This is a genomic window from Streptomyces tauricus (assembly GCF_014650955.1).
In the GTDB taxonomy this organism is placed as follows: domain Bacteria; phylum Actinomycetota; class Actinomycetes; order Streptomycetales; family Streptomycetaceae; genus Streptomyces; species Streptomyces tauricus.
In genome coordinates this window covers 38,660-62,490 of record NZ_BMVY01000033.1, presented here as the reverse complement: position 1 = coordinate 62,490, position 23,831 = coordinate 38,660, and the positions used below count along the sequence as shown (strand labels likewise).

Sequence of the window (23,831 nt, the reverse complement as noted above, 5' to 3'; positions counted from 1 at the left end):
GTCCGGTCGGGCCCCGGCCCGCGTGTCCCCGAGCCGCGGCCCGCCTGCCTCCGGGCGCCGGCCCGCCTGGTCCGGAGGCCTCGGTCGACCGCCGAGCCCCGCCGACACCGCCCCACCGCTCAGCCCCCTCTCGTTCAGCCCTTCATCGCCCCCTGCAGCAGTCCCGCGATGAAGCTGCGCTGGAAGACGACGAAGAGGATCAGGATCGGCAGCATCACGATGATCGTCCCCGCCGCGAGCGTGGGGATGTCCGTGCTGTTCTGACCGACGAAGAACCCGAGACCCGCGGGCGCCGTGTGCTTCGTGGTGTCCTGGATGAGGACCAGCACCAGCAGGAACTGGTTCCACGACCACATGAAGACCAGCAGCCCGAGCGTCATCAGCGACGGCCGGGCCAGCGGCAGCAGGATGCGTACCAGGATCGTCGCCGACGAGGCCCCGTCCATCCGCGCCGCCTCCACCAGTGACGTGGGCGTCGACAGGAAGTGCGTACGCATCCAGAACACGCTGAACGGCATGAACAGCGCGATCTCCACCAGGATCACGCCCAGGTAGGAGTTGGTCAGCCCGAGGCCGCGCAGGTCGAAGTAGAGGGGCACCACGATCAGTTCGACCGGGATCGTGAGCCCGGCGATGAAGAACGCCGCCATCGCGTTGCCGCCGGGCAGTTTCATGGTGCCCAGCGCGTACCCCGCAAGCGCCGCGAGGACCAGACAGGCGGGCACGACACCGACCGCGATGATCAGGCTGTGCCGGATGAGGTCGGAGAACCCGGCCACCGACCACGCCGTCTCGTAGTTGTCCCAGCTCCACCGCTCCGGCCAGGTCAGACCCACCACCGGCGTGCCCGCGGGCTGCAGCGAGGCGAGGAAGACACTGAGGAACGGGATGACGACGACGATCGCCATGACGGTCAGCAGCGCGTAGCCGGACCAGCGTTCCGAGCGCGCGACGGTGTTCATGTCCGATCCCTCGACAGTCGGTTGATGAGGTAGACGATCGCGAGTATCAGGATGCCCAGGACGACGGCCAGGGCCGCGGCGAGCCCCACCTTGCCCTCGGAGAACGCCAGTCGGTACACGAGGAGGCCGGGGACCGTGGTCTGCTCGCCCGGACCGCCGTTCGTCGTCACGTACACGATGTCGAAGCTGGCCAGCGCGGCCACCGTCGTGACGGTCATGGCGACGGCCAGCTCACCGCGCAGATGCGGCAGGGTCACGGACACGAACTCGCGGACCGGGCCCGCCCCGTCGATCCGGGCCGCCTCGTACAGGCTGGGGTCCACCTTCTGCACACCGCTGAGGAAGAGCATCATGCACAGCCCGCTCAGCACCCAGGTGCCGACGAGCCCCACGGCGACCAGCGCGAAGTCGAAGTCGCCCAGCCACGCCCGCGCCACCCCGTCGAGGCCCACCGCGCGCAGCGCCTGGTTGACCACCCCGTCGTCCCCGTACAGCCAGCGCCAGGTCACGCCGACCGCGACGAGCGGGACGACCTGCGGCAGCATGAACAGGAAGCGGTACGCGCCCATGCCGGGCCGCCGGTAGCGGGCCAGCAGGCCCGCCGACAGCAGCCCCAGCACGATCGGCACGAAGGAGAAGAACACCACCAGCACCAGGGCGTTGAACACCGACCGGCGCAGGATCGAGTCCTGGAAGATCTCCGCGTAGTTGCCGAGCCCGACCCATTCGCCGAGCGTGACGCCGTCCCACTCGAACAGCGAGAGATACGCCGTGTGCAGGGCGGGCAGCACCGCGAAGGCGACGTAGACGGCGAACGCGGGCAGCACGTACACGTACCCGCGCCACCGCTTGCGTGCCTCCCGGCTGCGGACCGGCGGCCTACTCCCCATGATGGTCCTCCCACTCGTCCTGAAGAGAGTCGAGGTAGTCCGCGGGCTCGACGCGGTCCGCGATGAGCTTCTGGACGCCGGAGCGCAGCCTGTCGAGCATCGCGGGCGCCGCGAAGTCGGGGAACGTCGTGATGCCGTCGTCGGCGACGGCCCGCCGGTGCCCCTCCGCGATGTCCGCGAGCACGCCCGTCGGTTTCTTCACGGCATCAGGGTTGGGCGGCATGAAGCCGTTGTCGCTGATGATCTGGCCCGCCTCGGGGGAGGTCAGGAAGTCGAGGAACGCGCCCGCCGCCTGGGGGTGTTCGGTCTTGGCCGACACGGCGTACGACACGCTGAACCCCGAGGCCACCGTGGGGGAGCCGGCCAGTTCGCCGGGCATCGGGAAGAAGCCGACGTTGTCCCCCATGACGGTGGCGAGCTGTCCGGCCGCCCAGTTGCCGTTGATCAGGAAGACGCTGTCGCCCTTGGCGAACTGGGCGGTCGAGTCGACCTGCGCGGTGCCGTTCGCGGACTCGTTGTAGTAGCCCTTGCGGCCCCACTCGATCATGTCCTCGCTGGCCTCGACCGCGGCCGGATTCTCTATCGTGGCGCCCTTCTTGCCGTTCACCCAGTCCCAGTACTCGTCCGTGGGCATCAACTGGTTGAGCAGGGCGGCCCACAGGTGCAGGCCGCCGGAGTCGAGCGCGCCGACGCCGAGCGGGGTGAGGTCCGCGTCCTTGGCGGCGGCGAGTTGCCGCTCGAACTCCGCCAGCGTCCTCGGCGGAGTCTCTATCCCGGCCTTCGCGGCGAGTTCCTTGTTGTAGTAGATGCCCGTCATCGACAACCCGGCCGGCACTCCGAACAGGGCCCGCCCGCCGGTCGCCTCGCTGGTCTGCCCCGCCGTGAGCTGGTCGAGACTGACCGGCGGAATGGCCTCGTCCCAGCCGTACGCCTCCCGGTAGGGCGCCAGGTCGAGGATGTGGCCGTCCGCCGCGAGATCGGTCATGCCGACCGCGTACTGGGCGATGTCGGGGGCGGTGTCCGAGGTCATGGTCAGCTTGAGGTTCTGCACGTAGTCCGAGAACGTCTTGTACTGCGGCTCCACGTCGATGCCGGGGTGGTCCTTCTCGAACGCGGCGATCAGCGCGTCGACCATCAACGGGGCGTCGGCGAACTGGAGTCGCAAGGTGACGTCCCCGTCCGGCACGGCGGTCGAGGACGGCACGCTGGTGGGTCCCGGCACCGTCGTGGCGCTGCCCGGGGTGAGCGCGTCGCACGCCGCGAGCGGGAACACGAGGGCGACGGCGCAGACCGTCGCGGCGATGCGGCGGCGCACCCGGTGTGTGCTGTCCATCATCGGCCTCCTGGCATGGCCTCGTCGGTCGGATCGGTGGCGTCAGCCTCTCGGGCAGCGGTCCTTGAACCGCTCCAGCAGCGCGTTGTTGCGGTGCTCGGCGTCGGCGTCGGTGTTCTGGCTGACGATCAACGGCGGTTCCTGGTGGTGGTGTTCGACGAGCAGCTGGGCCGCACGGCAGGTCAGCGCGTTGACGAGAGCCGCCCCCAGCACGGTCGACAGGGCGCCCACGGCCAGCTCGCCCAGCGGCACCACCGTGTCACCGGGGCTGCCGTGGGTGTCGATGACGATGTCGGCGACGTCCAGCAGCCGCTGTCCGCCGGTATGCCGCGACTCGGCGGCCAGGGAGTGCGCCCGGCTGGTGACCGCGACGACCGTCGCCCCCGACTCGCGGGCGCCGAGAGCGAATTCGACGGGCACGGCGTTGATCCCCGAATTGGACACGACGATCACCACCTCGCCCGCCCTGATGTCCGCCGTACGGAGGATCGCCGCCGCGTAGCCGCTGACGCGCTCGGCCACCCCGGCGTGGCGCGGGGCGGCGGGGGAGAGCGCCGGGTCGGCGATGACGTTCACCGGCGCGAGTCCGCCGGCGCGCTGCAGCGGTTCGACGGCGACCAGTTGGGAGTGACCGCTGCCGAAGTAGTGGACGACACCCCCGGCCGCGATGCTGTCCGCGACGGCCCGGGCGGCACGCTCGATCGCCGGCCGCTCGGCGGTGGCCATCGCGGTGAGGTTCTCCTGGAGTGCGGCGAAATAGACGAGATCGGCGTTCATCGTGTCGAGGCCACCCGAGGTGTCGAACGGAGCCGCTGATGTGGCTGTGGACCGTACCAGAGGGAGATGAGCGTGCCCAGCCCTGCGGCCGACCCGCCTCCTTTCCGGTCGACTTCCTTGACCGCCCCGAGTGGCACGGCTAGCTTCGAGAGTTCTGTGGTACGTACCACGACCGGCTCCGTCGTCGGTCGTGGCGCCGAGCCAGTCGCCGATCTGGTCAGGAGCGGTCCGGACGATGACACCTCCCGAAGGACACCCCGGAGCAGCGGACACAGGAACCCCGGCCGCCCGGCAGCTGCTGCGGCGTCTGCTGGGCGACCGTGCCGCGGAGTTCACCGCCGAGGTGGTCCCCGGGGGGAGTGGCCCCGACTGGTACGAGATCGACGCCGGGCCCGGCGGAGTTGCCCTGCGCGGGTCCAGCGGGGTCGCGGTCGCCTCGGCGCTGCGCCGGTACCTGCGGAGCGCCTGCGGGACGCAGATCACCTGGGACGCGCCCGTCCCCCGGCTGCCCGACCGGCTGCCGCGCACCGGCACGACACCCCGCACGACCTCGCCCCACCCGCACCGCTACCACTTCAACGTGTGCACCTTCGGGTACACCACCGCGTACTGGGACTGGGCGCGCTGGGAACGCCACATCGACTGGATGGCGCTGCACGGCGTGACCACCCCGCTGGCGATGACCGGCCTGGAAGCGGCCTGGCAGCGGGCCCTGCTGAGCGCCGGCCTCGACGACGGGACCGCCCGGAGCTTCCTCGGCGGCCCGGCCTACCTGCCGTGGAACTGGCTCGCCTCGCTCGACGGCTGGTCCGGTCCGCTGCCACAGAGCTGGATCGACCAGCACGCCGTCCTCGGCCGGCGCATCCTCGACCGGGAACGCGCCCTGGGCATGCGCCCGGTCCTCCAGGGCTTCTCCGGGCACGTGCCGCAGGAGCTGATCGCGGACCGGGGCGCCCGGTCGACGACCCTTCCCTGGTGGGACTTCGAGGTCGGCATGCTGGACCCGCGCGACCCGCTCTTCGAGGAGTTCGGCACCACCCTGCTCACCGAGCAGACCCGGCTGTTCGGCACCGACCACCTCTACGCCGCCGACCCGTTCATCGAGACGACCCCGCCGGTGACCGACCCCGCCGGCCTCGCCCAGGTCGCGCGGGCGGTGCACGGCGTGATGACGGCGGTCGACGAGCGGGCCACCTGGGTGCTCCAGGCCTGGCCCTTCTCCTACCGCGCCCGCTACTGGACACCGGAACGGACCGCGGCCTTCCTCGACGCCATCCCCGACGACGGCATGCTGATCCTCGACCTGTGGGCCGAGCACCGGCCCGTCTGGCAGCGCACCGACGGCTACCGCAAGAAGCCCTGGGTGTGGTGCATGCTCCACAGCCTCGGCGGACGGCCCGGGCTCTACGGAAAACTGGACGAGATCGCCACAGGACCCGCCCGCGCGCACGCCGACGCACGCGGCGGCTCGCTGGCCGGGATCGGCGCGAGCATGGAGGCCTTCGGCGCCGATCCGGTCCTGTACGAGCTACTGGCCGACGTCGCCTGGCAGGGCGCCGTCCACGACGTACGGGCCTGGCTGGAGACCTGGACGCGGGCCCGGTACGGCCGGGCGACGCCGGGGCTGCTGCGGGCCTGGGACCTGCTGCACGACAGCGTCTACGCTTCGGAGGGGCCGGGACCGCCCGGCTCGGTGGTCATCGGCAGGCCCACCCTGGACGGCGATCTGCGGCACGAGCTCCCCGTCCACCTCGCCGACCCCCCGTCGCCCGACGTACCACCGGCCCTGGCCGAGGCCTGGGCGCTGCTCGCCGACGAGACGACCCAGGAGGACAGCGCGGGACCGCTCGGCCGTGACCTGTGCGACGTCACCGCGCAGGTGCTCACCCATGTGGCGTGCGAACGGCAGTGGCGGGCGGCGGACGCGGCCCTGGCCCGGGACGCCGACGGCTTCCACCGGGCCGCCCGCGAACTGCTCGCCACCATCGAGGACCTGGACACGCTGCTGGCCACCCGGGCCGAACAACGACTGGACGCCTGGCTGGCCGACGCGCGCGGCTGGGCCACCACCCCGGCGGAGGCCGACCTGTACGAGAGGGACGCGCGCCGCCTGCTCACCCTCTGGGGCCACACCCACAGCAAGCTGCACGACTACTCGGGCCGCCACTGGGCCGGCCTGGTCGGCACGTTCCACCTGCCCCGCTGGCGCTCCTGGTACGAGCACATCGCCGGAGCGCTCGCGACCGGAACCCCCTACCGGGCCGAGGAGTTCGAGGCGTCGCTGCTCGCCCAGGAGGAGCGGTGGGTGGCCGGCCGGAACGGCACGGCGGCACCGGAAGCGGACACCGCCGGAACGACCCTGGACGTGGTGCGTACTCTGATGCCCCGCTACCGCGTCCTTCGGGGGCGGCGGAGATAGCGCAGACAGCGGACAGGTGCGAACCGCGGGGTGAATGTGACGGTCGAGGACAGGCTCACGAACGACGGCCAGACGACGGACTCCTTCAAGCATGAGGCGCTGCGGCGGCGTCTCCAGGCCGACATCGCCCGGATGCGGCCCGACGAGGCGCTGCCCACCGAACGCCGGCTCGCCGAGCGGTACGACGTCAGCCGGGCCACCGCCCGGCGCGCACTCCAGGCCCTCCGCGAGGACGGCCTCATCCGCAGCGTGCGCGGCGTGGGAACGTTCGTCTCCCATCCCCACGTCACCAAGACGTCGACGCTCACCTCGTTCTCCGAGGACCTGCGCTCACGCGGCTACCGGCCCAGCGCCGAACTCCTCGCCGCGGAACTCGTCGAGGCCGACCTGCACCACTCCACCGCCCTGGGCGTCGACCCCGGCACCACCCTCCACCGCATCGAACGGCTGCGCCTCGGCGACGGCTTCCCCATCTGCCTGGAGACCGTCTACCTCTCCGCCGAGCGCTTCCCCGACCTGGACGAGTCGCTGCTCAGGGGCTCCCTCTCGGAAGCCCTGCAGATCACCCAGGGCGTGCGGGTCGTACGGGCCACCCAGCAGATCCGCGCGGTCAACGTGACCGGCCGCCAGGCCGGGCTGCTCGGCGTCAAGGAGGGCTCCGCCGCCCTGCTGGTCCGCCGCACGGCGTTCGACGAGACGGGCCACGTCGTCGAGTACGGCGAATCGCTGTGCCGCGGCGACCTGTACGAGTTCTCGCTGGTGGTCACCAAGTGACGGCCCCGCGCCCGCTCTGCCGTCGGCGAATCTGCTGAGGGCCGAGATTCCTTCCGTGCCGCCACCGGCGGACCGAGGGTGGGGACACCGCGGCACACCGGGCCGCGCCACCACCAGGAGGAGCGATGGCACTCAGCAGCACCGGATTCCACCCGGGCCCCCGGGCCGAGGAGGGGGACACCCCTCCGTCACGGTTCGACGACCACCTCGCCGCACAGCTCCTCAACCAGCGCATCATCTTCCTCGGCACCCAGGTCGACGAGGTCTCCGCGAACCGCGTCTGCGCACAGCTGCTCCTGCTCTCCGCCGAGGACCCCCGCACCGACATCGGCCTCTACGTCAACAGCCCGGGCGGCTCCGTCCACGCGGGCCTCGCGATCTACGACACCATGCGGCTCATCCCGAACGACGTGTCGACCCTGGCCATGGGATTCGCCGCGAGCATGGGGCAGTTCCTGCTCACCGTGGGCACCCCCGGCAAGCGCTACTCGCTCCCGAACGCGCGGATCATGATGCACCAGCCCTCGGCGGGCATCGGCGGCACCACCGCCGACATCGCCATCCAGGCCGAGAACCTCCAGTTCACCAAGGAGACCATCGAGCGCATCACCGCCGAACACACCGGCCAGAGCGCGGAGACGATCTCCCGCGACGGCGACCGCGACCGCTGGTTCACCGCCGAACAGGCCAGGGAGTACGGCATGGTCGACCGGGTCGTCGAATCGCTCGACGACGTCCGCCCGGCCTCCTCGAAGCGACGGATGGGACTCTGACATGGACCGGTACACGCCGAGCATGAGCTCCTACACGATCCCGAACGTCGTCGAGCGCACCCCGCAGGGCGAGCGCGCGTACGACATCTACAGCAAGCTGCTCGCCGAGCGGATCATCTTCCTCGGCACCGAGATCGACGACGGCGTGGCCAACGTCGTCATCGCGCAGCTGCTCCACCTGGAGTCGGCGGCCCCCGAGCAGGAGATCGCGGTCTACCTCAACTCACCGGGAGGCTCGTTCACCTCGCTCATGGCGATCTACGACACGATGAGCTTCGTCAGCGCGCCCATCTCGACGTTCTGCGTCGGACAGGCCGCCTCGACCGCGGCGGTGCTCCTGGCGGGCGGAGACCCGGGCCGGCGCTTCATCCTGGAACACGCGCGGGTGCTGCTCGGCCAGCCCGCGAGCGGCGGTGCGCGGGGAACCGTCTCCGACCTGGGCCTCCAGGCCAAGGAGATGATCCGGATCCGCTCCCAGGTCGAAGAGGTCCTGTCCCACCACACCCACCACTCCGTCGAGACCCTGCGCGCCGACATGGACCGCGACAAGGTCTTCACGGCACAGGAGGCGGTGGCGTACGGACTCGCCGACGAGGTGCTGAGCCGGCGCCTGGCCGCTGCCGCCGCCTGACGCGCCTGCGCCTGAAGAGGCTGACGGGCCCGGGAGTCCGTCTCAGGCGGCGAGCCGGACCTCGCCGTACCTGCTGCTCGCCTCCGTGCGCCGCGGCGCGGTGCGGGACCTGAGGGGCCGGGGCTGCGCCCGGTGCACGAGGCGGCGGTGTGACAGGGCGAGCAGATCGGCGAGACCGAGCCCGAGCGCGTGCGCGGCGGCCGCGAGGACCTCGGAGGAGGCCTCCTTGCGGCCGCGCTCCAGCTCGGAGAGGTACGGCATCGAGATCCGGGCCGCCTCGGCGACCTCCTTGAGCGTCCGCTCCTGCGCGAGCCGCTCCCGCCGCAGGACCTCACCCACGACGTCCCGCCACAACGGCTCCCTGGGCTCCGGATCCACCGGTGCGGCCGGCTCCGAAGGCGCCGCCGGCTCGGCCGGGACGGGTCGCAGGGGAATGACGCGGGCTCGGTTCGACGCGTGGCTGCTCACGCCACCACCCTAGGAAACGCGGCCCGGTTCGGGGAGCCCGTGACGTTCTGCCCTCGGCGAATCACGGCTCCCGCCCCGGAGCCGGGCTCAGTGCAGGTGCGGTTCGTCCCGGTGCACCGGACCGTGCGCCGCCTCGCAGTGCGAGTCGTCGGCGGGGCCGCCGCCGGTGCGCACGTCCAGGACGTCCTCCGGGGCGTGGTCGACCTGGAGGGTGGTGTGGCTGACGCCGTAGTCGCACTGCAGGATCTTCTCCAGGTCCCGGCGCACGGTGTGGCAGTCCGCGACGGGTTCGACCAGGACGTGCGCGGACAGGGCGGGCGTCCCCGACGTGATGGTCCACACGTGCAGGTCGTGCACCTCGGCGACCGAGGAGTGCGCGGCCAGCCGGTCCCCGATGGCATCCGGGTCGAGATGCGCGGGCGCCGCCTCCAGGAAGATCCGCCCCGACTCCCGTACGAGCGCGTAGCCCGCCTTGAACATGAGGGCCACCACGACCAGGGTGGCGATGGCGTCGGCGCGGGCGAAGCCGGTCAGCAGGACCACGAGGCCGGCGATCGCGGTACCGATGAACGCGAACAGGTCGTTGAGTATGTGCTGGTAGGCGCCCTCCACATTGAGCGAGGTGCGGTTGGCCTTCGAGATGCACCAGGCCGCCGCCACGTTCACCGCGATGCCCGCGAGCGCCGTGTAGAACATCAGCCCGCCCTCCACCGCGGGCGGATCGAACAGCCGCCGCACCGCCTCGTACGCCAGCCAGGCACCGAGCAGCAGCAGCGTCAGCCCGTTCGCCTGGGCGGAGAGGATCTCGGCCCGCTTCAGGCCGTACGTGAAGCCGCCGCGCGCCGGACGCTCGGCGAGCCGCATCGCGATGAGGGCCAGCACGATGGAGACGGCGTCGGTGAGCATGTGCGCGGCGTCGGAGATCAGGGCGAGCGACTGGGCGATGACGCCGATGACGACCTCGATCGCCATGAACGTCGCGATCAGCGTCAGCGCGATCGCGAGCCAGCGGCGGTCCGCGTCCGCGGTGACACCGTGCGAGTGCCCCGCGTGCCCGCCCGGCCCGTGCTCGTGGCCGTGGTCCGCGCTCATGAGAGTCCCCCTCGTTGCGATGTCCGACGGGTGTCCGACACCCGCAGTGAAGCGCACCTCGCGGAGATCGGCAAAGGCTGCACCGGTGACCGTTGTCATCATCGTTAACATGCCTCTGACCTGCGACGATGTACAGCGGCGGCGGGGCTGTGGCGGGGGATCGGCGTCAGGCGCCGAAGAGCTGCGTCCAGTACGTGCCCGCCGGGCCGCCGCCCGCGAAACCGACGCCCAGGTGGGTGAAGGCGGGCTTGAGGATGTTGGCGCGATGTCCTGGACTGTCCATCCAGCCCTGTACGACCTCGGCGGCGGAGCGCTGGCCGCAGGCGATGTTCTCGCCGATGGTGCGGCGGGCGCTGCCCGCGGCGGCTGCCCGGTGCCAGGGCTCGCTGCCGTCGGGGGAGGTGTGGGAGTAGAACGCGCGCGCCACCATGTCCGCGCTGTGCGCCTGCGCCGCCCGGGTGAGCGGGGGGTCCTCGGCCAGCGGGAGCAGACCGGCCGCACGCCGCTCGGCGTTGGTGAGCGCGAGGACCCCGGCGGCGGTCCGCGCCAGTGCCCCGGGGGTCAGGGGGCTTGCCCACAACGCCGTCCAGTAGAGCGTGCCGGACCGGCTGTCGGGCACGCAGGCCACACCGGTCCCGGTGAAAGCGGGGTCCCGGACCGTCCGCCGGGTCCGCTCGCCCGAGAGGCAGTACTCCACGAACTCCGCCGCGTCCCGGGGCCCGGAGACGAGGTGCTCGCCGACCGTCAGGTACGCGTAGCCGGCGGCGGTCACGCGCTGGTGCACGGAGAGCCCGTCCGCCCCTTCCGAACCGAGGCGACCGCGCGCCGCCATGTCCGCGGCGTGGGCCCGCGCGGCGGCGGTCAGCCGCCTGTCGAGGACGACGGCGGGGGAGCCGACGGCGGCGCGGGCGGAGTTGACGAGCGCGAGGAAGCCGTCCGCGAGGGGTCCGCCCCCAGGGCCGTCGGCAGACCCGCCGGTGCCATGGGGGCGGTACGCGGAGGGGAGGCCGTGGGTGCCTCCGGAACGTGCGTCGGCCCCCAGGCTGAGGCTGCTGAGGGCCGACCCATGGGCGGGGCCCGTGTCGGTGTCCTCGGCCACCTCCACGCCGAAGTCCCGGGCGATCCCGGCCAGTCCGTCGGCGTACCCCTGGCCCAGGGCGCGCAGCTTCCAGGTGGTCCCGCGGCGGTAGATCTCCGCGAGCAGCAGTACGGTCTCCCGCTGCGGACGCGACGGTGTGAACCGGGCGAGGAGGCGACCGCCGGGTCCGGTGACCCGCAGGGTCGGGGCGGGCAGCCGTCCCAGCGGGGTGCCGGGCTCGGCGGGACTGACGACGACGGTGACGCGGCTCGCCCCGGCCCGCAGCGCGTTCGGATCGACCGTGAGGGTCTGCCCGCTCAGGCGCGCGCCGGGGGCGGCCGGCTGGTTGTAGAACACGAAGTCGCCGTCCCCGCGCACCGTGCCGCTGTCGTCGGTGACGAGCGCCGACACGTCGAACGGGCCGGGTACCTCGAGGGTCAGGGCGCCGCCGGGCAGGGGCAGATTGCCGCCGGGTACCAACTCGTTCATCGTGCCGCCTGTCCGGGTGCCGGATCACTGTGCGCGCCCCGTGGGGCGTCGAAAGGACAACGCCCCACGGGTGTGCGCGGGTTCCTGACACCTGCTGTCGCGGGACCCCTGGTACCGGACGGCCGGTACCAGGGGTCCCGGCGCCGGTCAGTCGAGGGCGACCTCGGGAGCGATGTCCTCGTACCGCTCCACGGGCGCCTGGCCGCGGGCCGCCGCGGCCTTGGCCGGCTTGCCGCAGAAGGCGGACTCCAGGGTGCGGGCCATGGTGTTGAGCACGGTCCCGTTGTTCGAGGTGTTGGCGAGCGCCGTGACACTGCGCGAGCCGTCCTTCGACGTGAAGGAGTACGTGTAGTAGCCCTGCACGGTGCCCGTGTGGCCGTACACCGAGACCCCGCACGACAGATCGCGCCGGCGCAGACCGAGTCCGTACCCCTGCGTGCTGTTGACGGGCGTCCACTGCTGCATCTGCTCAAGCTGTGCGGCCGAGGTCAGCCTGCCGCGCAGCAGGGCCGAGAAGAAGGTGTCCAGGTCCCGGGTGCTGGAGATGACCGCGCCCGCGCTCTGCGCCCACGAGACGGTCTGCTCGGTCGAGTCGACGAGCGTCCCGTCGGCCACGTCGGGCGGCAGGTAGCCCTTGGTGTGCCGGCCGGCGATCGCCGTGGTCGGGTGCACGTAGGAGGTATCCTTCAACCCGAGCGGCTTGATGATGCGGCTCTTGTACGCCGAGCGCACGGACTTCCCGGTGAGCTTCTCGATGAGCATGCCCCCGACGACGAAGTTGGTGTTGGAGTACGAGTAGGCGGCGCCCGGCGCGTTGCCGAGGGGCTGCTTCAGGGACAGGTCCACCAACTCCTGGTAGCTGAAGACCTTGTTGCGTACGGCCTCGAAGCCCGGGACCGTGTTCGCGAACATGTCGTTGGTGTAGTCGTACAGACCGCTGCGGTGGCTCAGCACATGGCGCACCGTGATCCGGTCGTCGGGCAGCAGGCCCGGGAGATAGGTGTTGACCGAGGTGTCCAGCGCGAGCACGCCCTCGTCGACCAGCTGCAGCAGGACCACGGCCGTGAAGCTCTTGGTGACGCTGCCGACGCGGAAGCGGTCGGCGTTGTCGATCGCCCGTCCGGTGCCCCGGTCCGCGACGCCCTCGGCGACCTTGTGGACCGTGCCGTTGTCGTCGATCCGCGCCATGGCGCCGGGCGCTCCCTGCGTCAGCGCCGTCCGCAGCACCTCGCGCAGCCCTTCCACGTCGGGCGCCGCCAGGTCCTGGGTCGCCGTCGAACTGCCGCTCACGGCACGGTCGTCGGCGCCGGCGGGTGCCGCGATCGCGTCGTGCGCCGGAAGCGCCAGCACGGACAGCAGGACCGCCCCCAGCGCCGCCGTGCTCCTCGCCGTACCCCTGCCCATCATTCTTGAGACCATCTGTGTGGTTCTCCCCGTAGTCGTCCGCAGTGCGGAACACGTGCGAGCGGCACCGCGGATCACGGTGCCGTCATCATCTCTACGCGCAGGACTCACCCGCGGGTTGCATCGGCGGGAGTGAATTTCCGCCGGTCGGTGTGCCGGTTCAGTGTGCCGCTCGGGCCAGCAGGCCGGACATCAGGACTTCGAGCGACTCGCGCAGGGCCGTGGTGAAGTCGATGCGCAGGACCGCCAGTTCGGGCTCGGACTCGTAGACCGCGAGCACGGCGGGCGACGGATGCGCGTGCGGCCAGGCCGCCGTGACCACCATGAGCCCCCCGGCGACGAACCGTACGGCGTCCCGCTCGTCCAGTTCCGGCACGTACAGGCGGACCCGGTGCGCCAGGGCGAACGCGTGGCCGACGGAGGCGCGTTTGTGCTCGGCGGCGACCTGCGTCGACACGTTCCGCTCCAGGACCGCGGCCTGGGCGCTGACCAGGTCGCACAGCACCGGGCGCGCGGCGAGGGCGTCCGCCAGGGCCGCGGCGACCCGGTCCCCGCGCTCGACGACGGGGGCGTCGGCGTCGACGGCCTCGGCGAGCGCGGTGTCGAGGTGATCGAGCAGCTCCTGCGAGGCGGTGGCGAGCAGCTCCAGCAGGACGGCCTCGCGGGACTCGAAGTAGCGCAGCACGTTCGACTTCGCGAGCCCCACCCGGCGGCTCAGTTCGTTCAGGCTCACCTGTGCCACCGGCATCTCGCCGAGCATCGCGGCCGTGGTGTCGAGGATCGCCCTGCGGCGAACGGCGCGCTGCTCCTCGCTGCGGGCGCGTTGGAAGGTGTCTGCCATGGCCGCAGTGTACAGAGCGGTGACCTGTGGACACGTTGCAGCAGACCCCCGGTCTGTTGTTATAAGACTGGCGGTCTGCTAGCGTCGAATGACAACAGACCACCGGTCTCCTGTGTCTGGGAGTGCCGTGCCCACCGAAGGAGTCACCGTGCCCACCTCGTACGTCGTCCCTGATCTGACGGGCAAGTCCGTCGTCGTCACCGGTGCCAACAGCGGCACGGGCAAGGAGGCCGCACGACGCCTCGCGGAAGCCGGAGCGCGCGTGGTGCTCGCCGTCCGCACCGTCGCCAAGGGGGAACAGGCCCGCACCGAGATCCTCGCCCGGCATCCGCGCGCACAGCTGGAGGTGCGGCGCGTCGACCTCGCCGACCTGGCGTCCGTCGAGGCGTTCGCCGACGGGATCCTCGCCGACGGCGCCCCGCTCGACCTGCTGGTGAACAACGCCGGAGTGATGGCCCCGCCCACCCGGCTGACCACCGCGGACGGCTTCGAACTCCAGCTGGGCAGCAACTACCTCGGCCCGTTCGCCCTCACCCTGCGCCTGCTGCCGGCCCTGCTCGCCGCACCGGCGCCCCGCGTGACGACCATGAGCAGTGGTATGGCCAACTTCGGCCGCATCCACTTCGACGACCTCCAGTGGGAGCGCCGCCGCTACAGCCCCAACCTGTCGTACGCCCAGTCCAAACTCGCCGATCTGGTGTTGGCCGTGCACCTGGCCGACCTCTCCGCCGAGCGGGGCTGGAACCTCCTCAGCACGGCCGCCCATCCCGGCTACACCATGACCAACCTCCAGACCGCGGGGGCCGCCCTCGGCCGCGACAAGCCCGCGCGCACGTTCATCAACCAGCTCGGCTTCCTCCTGCCCCGGCAGCAGGTCGAGGAGGGCACCGAACCGCTCCTGTACGCGGCCACCAGCCCCGAGGTGACGGCCGGCGGCTACTACGGCCCCGGCGGCAGGTTCGGCCTGGTCGGCCCGGCCGCCACCACCCGCGTCACCCGGCGCGCCCTCGACGCCGACGTGAAGCGCAGGCTGTGGACCGTGTCCGAGCGGCTGACCGGCGTGGCCCTGCCCGCCGCCGTCGCCTGAACGGCCCCCTCGCCCGGGGGCGGCGTCCGGCACAGCGCCGGCCGGGTGCCAGACTGACCCCATGGACGAGCGCGAATTCAGCAGGTCAGGACAGCACGCATCGGTCGTCGGACTCGGCACCTGGCAACTCGGTGCCGACTGGGGCGACGTGGACGACAAGGACGCCCTGGCGGTCCTGGAGGCCGCCGCGGAGTCGGGGGTGACGTTCTTCGACACGGCGGACGTGTACGGCGACGGGCGCAGCGAGGAGACCATCGCCGCGTTCCTCAGCGGCCGCCCCGATCTCCATGTGCTGGTCGCCACGAAGATGGGCCGCCGGGTCGACCAGGTGCCGGAGAACTACGTCCTCGACAACTTCCGTGCGTGGAACGACCGTTCGCGGCGCAACCTCGGCGTCGACCGGATCGACCTGGTGCAGCTGCACTGCCCGCCGACCCCGGTGTACTCGTCGGACGAGGTGTTCGACGCGCTCGACACGCTGGTCGAGGAGGAGCGCATCGCGGCGTACGGCGTGAGCGTGGAGACCTGCGACGAGGCGCTGACGGCGATCGCCCGGCCGGGCGTGGCCAGCGTCCAGATCATCCTCAACCCGTTCCGGATGAAGCCGCTGCAGCGGGTGCTCCCGGCGGCGCGGGAGGCCGGGGTCGGGATCATCGCCCGGGTGCCGCTGGCCTCCGGGCTGCTGTCCGGCAAGTACACGAAGGACACGGTCTTCGCGGCGAACGACCACCGGACGTTCAACCGTCACGGTGAGGCGTTCGACCAGGGGGAGACGTTCTCGGGCGTCGACTACGCCACCGGTGTGGAGGCGGCGGCGGAGTTCTCCGCGCTCGCCCCGGAGGGGGTCACCCCGGCGCAGCTCGCGCTGGCGTGGATCGTCCAGCAGCCGGGCGTGACCTCGGTCATTCCCGGCGCGCGCACGCCGGAGCAAGCGCGGGCGAACGCGGCGGCGGGGCGGCTCGCGCCGCTGCCGGCGGCTACGTTGGCGGAGATCTCGGCGCTGTACGACCGCCGCATCGCCCCCCAGGTCGAACCGCGCTGGTAGTCCCACCACCACACCCCGCGCCGCCCTGGGCGGGGGCCGCCGGCCTCGTACACGGCTGCGGGCCGGTGGGGGCTGATTGCGCCGTTCCCCGCGCCCCTCAGGGGTGGGGAACGGTGGGCTCGTACTTGGCTGCGGGCGGTGGGTGCTGGCCGCGCAGTTCCCCGCGCCCCTAAGGGGCGCGGGTCCCGGCGGGGTCGTGTGCGTAGCCCTTTCGGGTGGGGAAAGCGTGGGCGCGGGCCAGGCCCACCACCACGAGCGCCGGCACCAGCAACACCCCCGCGCTCCAAGGGAACGCCCCCGCGCCGAAGTGGTCCAGGAGGACGCCCCCCACCACCCCGCCCCCCGCCATCGCCGCGTTCCACAACGTGACCAGCATCGCCTGGGCCGCATCCGCGGACTCCCCGCCCGCGTCCGCCACCGCCGTCTGCAACAGCGTGGGCGCGCCGCCCCAGCCGAGCCCCCACAGCGCCGCCGCCGCGTAGACGAGCGCCGAGCTGCCGACCGGTACCGCCAGCAGGCCCGCCGCCACCGCGACCAGCAGAGCGCTCGCCAGTGTCAGAGCCCGCAGCCACCGGTCGATCCGCGCCCCCACGAACCAGATGCTCACCAAGGACGCCGCACCGAACACCAGCAGCACCACATCCGTCGACCCGCCCATGCCCAGCCGGTCCAGGAACGTGGCGATGTACGTGTACAGGATCGTGTGGGCCAGCACGAAGACCAGCGTCACGAACAGCACCGGTGCGACACCGGGCACCCGCAACGCCCCCAGCATCGGCTCCCGCCCCTGCCCCCGCCGGCCCGGCAGATCCGGCACCGCCACGGCGATCCACCCGATCAGGACGACGGCGAGCACGGTCATGAGCGAGAACGTCACCCGCCAGCCGAGCACCTCACCGAGAAAGGTCCCCGCGGGCACCCCCAACGACAGCGCGACGGGAATCCCGGTCATCACCACGGCGACGGCCCGCCCCTGCTGAGCCACCGGGACCAGCCGCCGCGCGTACCCCGCGAGCAGCGCCCAGGCCAGCCCCGCGGCCACCCCGGCGACGAACCGCGCCACCATGGTGAGCGGATAGTGGGCCGACATCGCGGTCACCGTGTTGGCGGCGGCGAAGCCCGCCATCGCCGTCACCAGCAGCCGCTTGCGCCGCCACCCCGCGGTGGCCGCGGACAGCGGGATCGCGGTGAGCGCGGTCCCGGCCGCGTAGACGGTCACCGACTGCCCCATCGCGGACTCGCCGACCCCGAGGTCGGCGCTCATCGCGGGCAGCACACCCGCGGGCAGGGTCTCGGTGAGACTGGTGACGAACACAGCGGTGGCCAGGGCCAGTAGAGCGGCCAGGGGAGTCCTAGTAGTCATGCCGCGTATGCTCGAACCCTCACATCGGTGTGAAGGTCAAGTGGCGAAGTGCGAGGTCGGTCGCATGCGGATCGGAGAGCTGTCGGAGCGCACGGGCACGCCCCCTCGGCTGCTGCGCTACTACGAGGAGCAGGGGCTGATCATCCCCGAACGCTGTGCGAACGGCTACCGCTCCTACGACGAACGCCTCGTGGACCGGGTCCAGCAGATCCGGGGCCTGCTCGACGCCGGACTGCCGACCCGCATCATCAAGCAGATCCTGCCCTGCCTCGACAAGCCCAGCACCATCCATTTCCCCGACCCGACCCCGGAGATGCTGGCCACCCTCGAATGCGAACTCGACCGTATGACACGGCGCATCGACTGTCTCGCCCGTAACCGTGATGCCATCGCCGCGTACCTCGCGACGGTACGCGGCGATGGCGTCACGGTTGCGGAGCCGAGCAGCGCCGAACAGGACCCGGCCCAACAGGACTGAGCCCAACAGGACTTCTACGAACGGCACTTCGGGGCTCGGCCGTCACGGTGGGCGGCGGCAGATGGGCCGCGTCAGGACGGGCCCCGTCAGGACGCCCGTTCCCGCGCCCGCCGCGCCGCCTCCCGTACCGGTCCGCGGTGCACGGGCCCGTGCCCGGGCAGCAGGACATCGCCCGACAGTGCCTCGAACGCGTCGAGCGAGGCCAGCGCCCCGCCCCGGTCGTGATGGAACATGACAGGCAGCAGCTGCGGCCCCGCCACGCGCGAGGTGGGGTGGCCGTTGACCAGCCCGTCGCCCGATATCACCACGCCCGCCTCCGGCAGATGGAAGGCGCAGTGTCCGGCCGTGTGCCCCGGGGTGTGCACGGGAACGGGACGGCCGGGCAGGTCGAGCGCGCCTTCGGCGGGGAAGGCCCGCGGCCGGGCGACCGGTACGTGAGCGGTGCCGCCGGATCGCAGCGCGTGCACGGCCCACGGCACCACACCGGGCCGCCAGGCGTTCTTCAGGACCTGTCCGACGGTCACCTGGTGGAGGAAGTCCCGGCGTGCGTGCGGGACTTCGGCCTCGTGGGTGTAGACGGGTGTGCCGTAGGTGCTGCTCAGGTATTCCGCCGACCCGAGATGGTCGTTGTGGGCGTGCGTCACGAGAACGGCCGTGACGGCCTCGGGTGAACTGCCCACGGCGGAGAGGGACGCGAGCACCTTCTCGCGGTCACCGGGATAGCCGGTGTCCACGAGGGTGACGGCGTCCCCCTCGGTGAGGATCACCCAGTTGGTGTTGCTGCCGTGCACGAGATGGATGCCGTCGGCGACCTGACGGATGTCTGCCTGCATGATCGTCCCGAACCTAGAGGTCCTTGTCTGACGGAGCCAGCCAAGCAGACTCGCGGGTGCCCCGGCGCAGCGGGGCGGACGAAGCGCGCATCGACCTCAGCGCCAGCAGCAGTACGGCGATGTCGTCGAAATAGGCCGGGTCGGGCATCAGGTCGGTCGGCAGCACGACATAGGCGATCGCTCCCCAGAAGACCCAGCGGGGGCCGGTCGGCAGCCCGGCGCGGCGCAGGTTCCGCCGGGTGCGGACGAGGCGGACGGTCAGCACGACCGCCGCCGCGAGTGCCGCCGCCAGTACGACCGCGGCGACGATGACCAGAATCCACAAGTTGGTGTCCATGAGCCCTTCCCTGACGCGTCCGGTGCTGCTGTCCGGATGCCCAGGTTCACCCTGTCATCACAGCAGGGCCGGTCCGACACGCGGCGCGGTGCGTCGGAGGGCCGCCCGCCGCACCCCTACTCTTTGCTGTCGATCGACGACTTTCAGTGACTCTCGACTGATGAATGGGGGATGTGCGCGTGAAGATCGCCTGCGTCGGCGGCGGGCCCGCCGGCTTGTACTTCTCGATCCTGATGAAACGGCAGGACCCGGACCACGAGATCACCGTCCATGAAAGGAACCCGGCCGGATCGACCTACGGATGGGGGGTGACGTACTGGGGGAGCCTGCTCGACAAACTGGAGGCGGGAGACCCCGAGTCGGCGCGGGCCGTGCGGGAGAACTCGGTCCGCTGGAGCGACGGTGTCGCACACATCGGCGACCGTACGACCACGCACCACGGCGACGAGGGGTTCGGCATCGGACGCGGACGACTGCTCGACCTCCTCGCCGAGCGGGCCCGCTCCCTGGGCGTACGCGTCGAGTTCGAGGACGAGGTCGCCGACACGGCCGCCCTGCCCGACGCCGACCTGGTCGTCGCCTGCGACGGCGTACACAGCGGGGTGCGCGGGCGCCACGCCGCCCACTTCGGCACCGAGGTCGCGCTCGGCCGCAACCGGTACATCTGGCTGGGCACCACGAAGGTCTTCGACGCGTTCACCTTCGCCTTCGTGGAGACACCGCACGGCTGGATCTGGTGCTACGCCTACGGTTTCGGCGACGACCGCAGCACCTGTGTCGTCGAGTGCTCGCCCGAGACGTGGACGGGTCTCGGCCTCGACCGGGCCGACGAGGCCGAGGGGCTCGCCCGCCTCGAAGGGCTCTTCGTCAAGCTGCTGGACGGCCACCGCCTCATCGGACGGGCGACCGCGGGCGGCAGCGCGCAGTGGCTGAACTTCCGCACCCTCACCAACCGCACCTGGTCCCACGGGAACGTCGTCCTGCTCGGCGACGCGGCCCACACCACGCACTACTCCATCGGCGCGGGCACCACCCTCGCCCTGGAGGACGCCATCGCCCTGGCCGCCGCGCTCGGCACGCGAACCGGCACCGGGTCCGGGTCCGAGTCCTGGTCCGGCACCGAGTCCGGGTCCGGGCGGACCGCGCTCGCCCCGGCCCTCGCCGCGTACGAGAAGGTGCGCAAGGCCGAGCTGCTGTCCGTGCAGAGCGCGGCCCGCCACAGCGCCCAGTGGTACGAGAGCCTGCCGCGTTACATCGACCTGCCGCCGGCGCAGATGTTCGCGCTCCTCGGCCAGCGGCACTCACCGCTGCTGCCGTACGTGCCGCCGCAGCTCTACTACCGGCTCGACCGGGCGGCCGGGCGGCTCGAATCCCTGCGCAGGCTCAAGCGCTGGCTGGGCCCGAAGCTGGCCCGGACCCTGCACGGCAGTAGTACCGGCAAAGGCTGACGCCTCGTCAACACGCGGCCCGGTGGCGGGAATGGCGGTGTTGCCCACGGGCCGGGTGATGCGCGAGCGTGCTGAGTCATGGACCGAGACCCGGGCGACGCCGCCCTCTCCCTCTCCCTCTCCCTCTCCCGCCGCCGGCTCCTCGCGGCCGCGGGCGCCGCCGGTGCCGTCACCGCCATCGGCCTCGCACCCGCCGCCGCACGGCCGCGTACCGGGCTCTCCCTGTCCTTCTCCGGAGCCACGAACGGCTCGGCGACCCTCGCGCCCGGCGGGGACCGGCTGATCGCCGAGATCCAGAACGTGCTGTGGTCGATCCCGCGCACCGGCGGCGAAGCCGTCCCGCTCACCCCGGCGGGCCTCGAACCGAACCGGCCCGTGTACGCGCCGGACGGCGGCCTCATCGCCTTCTGCGCCTACCGGGGCGGCGGCTTCCACCTCTGGACGATGCGGCCCGACGGATCCGACGTCCGCAGGCGCACCGACGGGCCCTTCGACGACCGCGGCCCGGCCTGGTCGCCCGACGGCACCCGTATCGCCTTCGCCTCCGAGCGCGGCGGCGACCCGGTGGCCGGCAGCCCGTACCGCATCCACGTACTGGACCTGCGCACCGGCGGCATCCGCCGGGTGACGGGTCTGCCCGGGCAGACCGGCCCGGTGCAGGACGGGGCCTGGGAGGACTTCGACCCCACCTGGTCGCCGGACGGGGAGCGCATCCTGTTCGTGCGCGCGAAGGGCGTCACCACCGCGAACGGCGCGGGGCTCGACGCCCGGACCGTCGCCGCCGTCCCCGCCTCGGGCGAGGGCCCGGTCGTCGTGGAGCACACCGACACCACGACCGCCCAGCTCATGACCCCCGCACTCGCACCGGACGGCCGCCGGCTGGCCTATCTGCGGACCACCGCCGCCCCCAACGGTTCCTGCACGCTCGTCGTCGACGGCGAACCCGTCGCGCTCGCCGGGGACGTCGCACCGGTACCGCCCCGCTGGACACCCGCGGGCGAGCTGCTGCTCACCGTCGACGGCGACTTCACCCTCGTACGACCGGAGAAGCCCGCGGAGAGGGACACCATCCCCTTCGAGGGTGTGCTGCCCGTGGACCGGCCGCGCTACGAGGTCAAGGAGTACGACCTGGGGGAGGGGCGAGCCCGTCCGGTACGGGGGATCCATCTGCCCGCGCTGTCGCCCGACGGCCGGCACATCGCCTTCGCCGCCCTCAACTCGCTCTGGCTGGCCGACAGTTCGGGAGGCAAAGCACCGAAGCGGCTGCGCCGGGCGGCGGCCACGGAGTATCTGCTCGGGCCCTCGTGGTCGCGCGACGGACACGCGCTGCTGTACGCGGACGACCGTGACGGCCTGCTCGGTGTGTACCGGCTGGATCCGGCCACCGGCGAGGAGAGCGCGCTCGCGACCGGCGGGCGGGTCCATCCCGCGCTCTCGCCCGACGGGACACGCCTCGCCTGCCTGGACCTGACCGGACGGCTCGTCGTCCGTGATCTCGCGGACGACACCGAGCGGGTGTTGGCGAACCCGCTCGGCGCGGGAGGGCTGCCCGGGCGGCCCAGTTGGTCACCCGACGGCCGGTACCTGGCGTTCTGCGACCGCAACCGCCTCAACCTCCGTTTCCGGGAGGGCTACAACCTCGTCCGCGTCGTCGACACCACGACCGGGCGGGACCGGCTGCACGCGGTGGCCCCTCATGTGTCGATCGCCGACCGGTACGACTCGGGCCCCGTCTGGTCGCCGGACGGCCGCTGGATGGCGGTCGTCGTCGAATCCGCGCTGTGCCTGCTGCCCGTCACGCCCGACGGGACCCCCCGCGGCGCCCCGCGCACCCTCACCACCGAACCGGCCGACCACCCCTCCTGGTCAGGCGACTCACGGACCCTGTTGTACCTCTCCGGAGCCAGGCTGCGGCTGATCGGCGTCGACGGCGGACCGGCCCGTACCGTCCGGGTGCCGCTGGACCTGCGCCGACCCGAACCCGCCGACACCGTGGTGCACGCGGGGCGGCTCTGGGACGGCACCGGCGACTCCGTACGCGAGGACGTCGACATCGTCGTACGCGGCGGACGCGTCACCGCCGTCGAACCGCACCGCAGACGCGCCGCGACGACCGGCGTCGACGCCTCGGACAAGACGGTCGTCCCCGGACTGTGGGACACGCACACCCACCCGTGGCAGGTCACCTACGGAGGCCGTCAGACGGTCGGCCAGCTCACCTACGGCATCACCACCGCCGTGTCCCTCGGCGGATTCGCCCATGAACAGGCCCGCATCCGCGAGGCGGTGACGGCCGGTCAGCTCGCCGGTCCACGGTTGCTGACCACCGGCGAACTCCTCGACGGGTCCCGGGTCGCCTACAGCATGGGACGCGCCCATCGGACGAGGGACGGGCTGCGGCGCTCGCTGGAGCGGGGCGCCGCGCTGGACTGGGACTTCGTCAAGACCTATGTGCGGGCGCCGAGTTGGGTGATGGAGGAAGCGGCACGCTTCGCGCACGAACGGCTCGGCGTGCGCTCGGGCAGTCATCTGCTCTCGCCCGGCGTGCAACTGGGCCAGGACCTGACGACCCATCTGCAGGCCACCCAGCGCTACGAGGTCGGGCACGCGACCACGTCGACGGGGCGTGCCTACCAGGATCTGCTGGAGATCTACACCGCGCGGGGCGTCGACTTCGGTCTGATCGCCACCCCCTTCACCTCCGCGCCCCTGCTAGGTGCGGATCCGGGGCTCGCGGACGATCCCAGGGTGACCGCGGTGATGCCGCCCTGGGACAGCGCCCTTGTCCGCCAGGGGGCGACCGTGCCGCCGACCGCGGCCCAACTCGCCACCCTGCGCACGGAGACCGACATCTACCGGCGGATCCTGGCCGCGGGCGGACTCGTCGCCCTCGGCACCGACCAGCCGCTCGTCCCGGTCGGCCTCTCCCTCCATCTCGGGCTGCGCGCCCTGCACCGGGGCGGCCTGTCCCCGGCCGAGGCCCTGCGTACGGTGACCGTGCTGCCCGCCCGGCTCTTCGGCCTCGAAGACGACCTCGGCACGGTCAGGCCCGGCCGGCTCGCCGACCTGACCGTGGTGGACGGCGACCCCTTCACCGACTTCGACGCACTGGTGCGTACGGTCGGCGTGCTCCGGGGCGGGGTCCCGTACACGACCGACGACCTCGTGGCCGCGTACGAGCCGGTGTCCGTGTCCTCGCCCGCCGCCCGTCGTGCGGCGGGCGAGGTGGACTGGCTGGAGGCCGGTCGGCTGATGCGGCTGGAGGGATGCTGCGACGCGGGTTTCTGAGTCACGGCTTCTGAGTCAGGG

At 72.1% G+C, this 23,831-nt stretch carries 21 protein-coding genes; 9 read left to right on the top strand and 12 right to left on the bottom strand.

The genetic code is table 11. The features are described from left to right. Nucleotides 1–134 precede the first annotated feature (134 nt). From IE278_RS33775 to IE278_RS33760, 4 genes are read right to left on the bottom strand one after another with little or no spacing between them, the layout of a single operon-like run. Nucleotides 135–962, bottom strand: a complete 828-nt coding sequence (locus tag IE278_RS33775) for a carbohydrate ABC transporter permease (RefSeq protein WP_189777970.1) — start codon at nt 960–962, stop codon at nt 135–137. Then, on the bottom strand, nt 959–1,852 hold the full coding sequence (locus IE278_RS33770) for a carbohydrate ABC transporter permease (RefSeq protein WP_189777968.1): 894 nt from the start codon (nt 1,850–1,852) through the stop codon (nt 959–961). The genes IE278_RS33775 and IE278_RS33770 overlap by 4 nt, the downstream gene beginning before the upstream one ends. Further along, the gene (locus IE278_RS33765) at nt 1,842–3,188 is read right to left on the bottom strand and encodes an ABC transporter substrate-binding protein (RefSeq protein ID WP_189777966.1); all 1,347 of its coding nucleotides are present in this window, start codon (nt 3,186–3,188) and stop codon (nt 1,842–1,844) included. Before IE278_RS33765 ends, IE278_RS33770 begins: the two co-directional genes overlap by 11 nt. A 39-nt stretch (nt 3,189–3,227) precedes the next feature. Then, a complete protein-coding gene (locus IE278_RS33760) occupies nt 3,228–3,962 on the bottom strand; it encodes a sugar isomerase domain-containing protein (RefSeq protein ID WP_189777963.1) in 735 nt (244 codons plus the stop codon). A 235-nt stretch (nt 3,963–4,197) separates the two neighbouring features. Between IE278_RS33760 and IE278_RS33755 the strand changes: the two genes are divergently transcribed. From IE278_RS33755 to IE278_RS33740, 4 genes are all read left to right on the top strand, one after another. Beyond that, the gene (locus IE278_RS33755) at nt 4,198–6,381 is read left to right on the top strand and encodes an alpha-N-acetylglucosaminidase (protein ID WP_189777961.1); all 2,184 of its coding nucleotides are present in this window, start codon (nt 4,198–4,200) and stop codon (nt 6,379–6,381) included. 30 nt (nt 6,382–6,411) lie between these two features. Then, nucleotides 6,412–7,155 carry a GntR family transcriptional regulator gene (locus tag IE278_RS33750; protein WP_189777959.1) on the top strand — a complete coding sequence of 248 codons (744 nt, stop codon included), beginning with the start codon at nt 6,412–6,414 and terminating at the stop codon, nt 7,153–7,155. A 125-nt stretch (nt 7,156–7,280) separates the two neighbouring features. Continuing rightward, the gene (locus IE278_RS33745; RefSeq protein WP_189777957.1) at nt 7,281–7,928 is read left to right on the top strand and encodes an ATP-dependent Clp protease proteolytic subunit; all 648 of its coding nucleotides are present in this window, start codon (nt 7,281–7,283) and stop codon (nt 7,926–7,928) included. A 22-nt stretch (nt 7,929–7,950) separates the two neighbouring features. Beyond that, a complete protein-coding gene (locus tag IE278_RS33740; protein ID WP_189777955.1) occupies nt 7,951–8,559 on the top strand; it encodes a ClpP family protease in 609 nt (202 codons plus the stop codon). A 42-nt stretch (nt 8,560–8,601) separates the two neighbouring features. Here IE278_RS33740 and IE278_RS33735 read toward each other — a convergent pair whose 3' ends face one another. The 5 genes from IE278_RS33735 to IE278_RS33715 all read right to left on the bottom strand — a co-directional run bounded on the left by IE278_RS33735 (nt 8,602) and on the right by IE278_RS33715 (nt 13,931). Further along, entirely contained in the window at nt 8,602–9,027 is a 426-nt protein-coding gene (locus IE278_RS33735; RefSeq protein ID WP_189777953.1) for a helix-turn-helix domain-containing protein, read from the bottom strand. 87 nt (nt 9,028–9,114) lie between these two features. Continuing rightward, complete coding sequence (locus IE278_RS33730) at nt 9,115–10,119, bottom strand: cation diffusion facilitator family transporter (protein WP_189777951.1); 1,005 nt, start codon at nt 10,117–10,119, stop codon at nt 9,115–9,117. Nucleotides 10,120–10,285: 166 nt separating this feature from the next. Next, nucleotides 10,286–11,686: a CAP domain-containing protein gene (locus IE278_RS33725; protein WP_189777950.1), complete on the bottom strand. Its 1,401-nt coding sequence runs from the start codon at nt 11,684–11,686 to the stop codon at nt 10,286–10,288. 147 nt (nt 11,687–11,833) lie between these two features. Further along, a complete protein-coding gene (locus IE278_RS33720; RefSeq protein ID WP_189777940.1) occupies nt 11,834–13,105 on the bottom strand; it encodes a serine hydrolase domain-containing protein in 1,272 nt (423 codons plus the stop codon). Between the two features lie 145 nt (nt 13,106–13,250). Next, complete coding sequence (locus IE278_RS33715; RefSeq protein WP_189777938.1) at nt 13,251–13,931, bottom strand: TetR/AcrR family transcriptional regulator; 681 nt, start codon at nt 13,929–13,931, stop codon at nt 13,251–13,253. Nucleotides 13,932–14,079: 148 nt separating this feature from the next. On the opposite strand from IE278_RS33715, the gene IE278_RS33710 reads away from it, so the two are divergent. Together IE278_RS33710 and IE278_RS33705 are read left to right on the top strand one after the other, a co-directional pair. Next, the gene (locus IE278_RS33710) at nt 14,080–15,018 is read left to right on the top strand and encodes an SDR family oxidoreductase (protein ID WP_246571050.1); all 939 of its coding nucleotides are present in this window, start codon (nt 14,080–14,082) and stop codon (nt 15,016–15,018) included. Nucleotides 15,019–15,079: 61 nt separating this feature from the next. Then, entirely contained in the window at nt 15,080–16,063 is a 984-nt protein-coding gene (locus IE278_RS33705; protein WP_189777935.1) for an aldo/keto reductase, read from the top strand. Nucleotides 16,064–16,232: 169 nt separating this feature from the next. Here the strand turns inward: IE278_RS33705 and IE278_RS33700 are convergent, their stop codons facing one another. Further along, a complete protein-coding gene (locus tag IE278_RS33700) occupies nt 16,233–17,426 on the bottom strand; it encodes an MFS transporter (protein ID WP_189777933.1) in 1,194 nt (397 codons plus the stop codon). A 64-nt stretch (nt 17,427–17,490) separates the two neighbouring features. Between IE278_RS33700 and IE278_RS33695 the strand changes: the two genes are divergently transcribed. After that, nucleotides 17,491–17,904, top strand: a complete 414-nt coding sequence (locus IE278_RS33695) for a MerR family transcriptional regulator (protein ID WP_189777931.1) — start codon at nt 17,491–17,493, stop codon at nt 17,902–17,904. 86 nt (nt 17,905–17,990) lie between these two features. Here the strand turns inward: IE278_RS33695 and IE278_RS33690 are convergent, their stop codons facing one another. Continuing rightward, nucleotides 17,991–18,737, bottom strand: coding sequence for an MBL fold metallo-hydrolase (locus IE278_RS33690; protein WP_189777929.1), 747 nt, complete (start codon nt 18,735–18,737; stop codon nt 17,991–17,993). Between the two features lie 13 nt (nt 18,738–18,750). Continuing rightward, entirely contained in the window at nt 18,751–19,074 is a 324-nt protein-coding gene (locus tag IE278_RS33685; RefSeq protein WP_189777927.1) for a YkvA family protein, read from the bottom strand. 179 nt (nt 19,075–19,253) lie between these two features. On the opposite strand from IE278_RS33685, the gene IE278_RS33680 reads away from it, so the two are divergent. Next, on the top strand, nt 19,254–20,522 hold the full coding sequence (locus tag IE278_RS33680) for an FAD-dependent monooxygenase (protein ID WP_189778057.1): 1,269 nt from the start codon (nt 19,254–19,256) through the stop codon (nt 20,520–20,522). 78 nt (nt 20,523–20,600) lie between these two features. Further along, entirely contained in the window at nt 20,601–23,810 is a 3,210-nt protein-coding gene (locus IE278_RS33675; protein ID WP_189777925.1) for an amidohydrolase family protein, read from the top strand. The last annotated feature ends 21 nt before the right edge of the window (nt 23,811–23,831 follow it).

Excerpts from the sequence above, each read along its gene's own strand:
- IE278_RS33755 (WP_189777961.1), top strand. The coding sequence starts at position 4,198 with ATGACACCTCCCGAAGGACACCCCGGAGCAGCGGACACAGGAACCCCG.
- IE278_RS33765 (WP_189777966.1), bottom strand. The coding sequence starts at position 3,188 with ATGATGGACAGCACACACCGGGTGCGCCGCCGCATCGCCGCGACGGTC.
- IE278_RS33715 (WP_189777938.1), bottom strand. The coding sequence starts at position 13,931 with ATGGCAGACACCTTCCAACGCGCCCGCAGCGAGGAGCAGCGCGCCGTT.
- IE278_RS33700 (WP_189777933.1), bottom strand. The coding sequence starts at position 17,426 with ATGACTACTAGGACTCCCCTGGCCGCTCTACTGGCCCTGGCCACCGCT.
- IE278_RS33770 (WP_189777968.1), bottom strand. The coding sequence starts at position 1,852 with ATGGGGAGTAGGCCGCCGGTCCGCAGCCGGGAGGCACGCAAGCGGTGG.
- IE278_RS33730 (WP_189777951.1), bottom strand. The coding sequence starts at position 10,119 with ATGAGCGCGGACCACGGCCACGAGCACGGGCCGGGCGGGCACGCGGGG.
- IE278_RS33740 (WP_189777955.1), top strand. The coding sequence starts at position 7,951 with ATGAGCTCCTACACGATCCCGAACGTCGTCGAGCGCACCCCGCAGGGC.
- IE278_RS33705 (WP_189777935.1), top strand. The coding sequence starts at position 15,080 with ATGGACGAGCGCGAATTCAGCAGGTCAGGACAGCACGCATCGGTCGTC.
- IE278_RS33745 (WP_189777957.1), top strand. The coding sequence starts at position 7,281 with ATGGCACTCAGCAGCACCGGATTCCACCCGGGCCCCCGGGCCGAGGAG.
- IE278_RS33690 (WP_189777929.1), bottom strand. The coding sequence starts at position 18,737 with ATGCAGGCAGACATCCGTCAGGTCGCCGACGGCATCCATCTCGTGCAC.
- IE278_RS33720 (WP_189777940.1), bottom strand. The coding sequence starts at position 13,105 with ATGGTCTCAAGAATGATGGGCAGGGGTACGGCGAGGAGCACGGCGGCG.
- IE278_RS33775 (WP_189777970.1), bottom strand. The coding sequence starts at position 962 with ATGAACACCGTCGCGCGCTCGGAACGCTGGTCCGGCTACGCGCTGCTG.
- IE278_RS33685 (WP_189777927.1), bottom strand. The coding sequence starts at position 19,074 with ATGGACACCAACTTGTGGATTCTGGTCATCGTCGCCGCGGTCGTACTG.
- IE278_RS33760 (WP_189777963.1), bottom strand. The coding sequence starts at position 3,962 with ATGAACGCCGATCTCGTCTATTTCGCCGCACTCCAGGAGAACCTCACC.
- IE278_RS33725 (WP_189777950.1), bottom strand. The coding sequence starts at position 11,686 with ATGAACGAGTTGGTACCCGGCGGCAATCTGCCCCTGCCCGGCGGCGCC.
- IE278_RS33675 (WP_189777925.1), top strand. The coding sequence starts at position 20,601 with ATGGACCGAGACCCGGGCGACGCCGCCCTCTCCCTCTCCCTCTCCCTC.
- IE278_RS33695 (WP_189777931.1), top strand. The coding sequence starts at position 17,491 with ATGCGGATCGGAGAGCTGTCGGAGCGCACGGGCACGCCCCCTCGGCTG.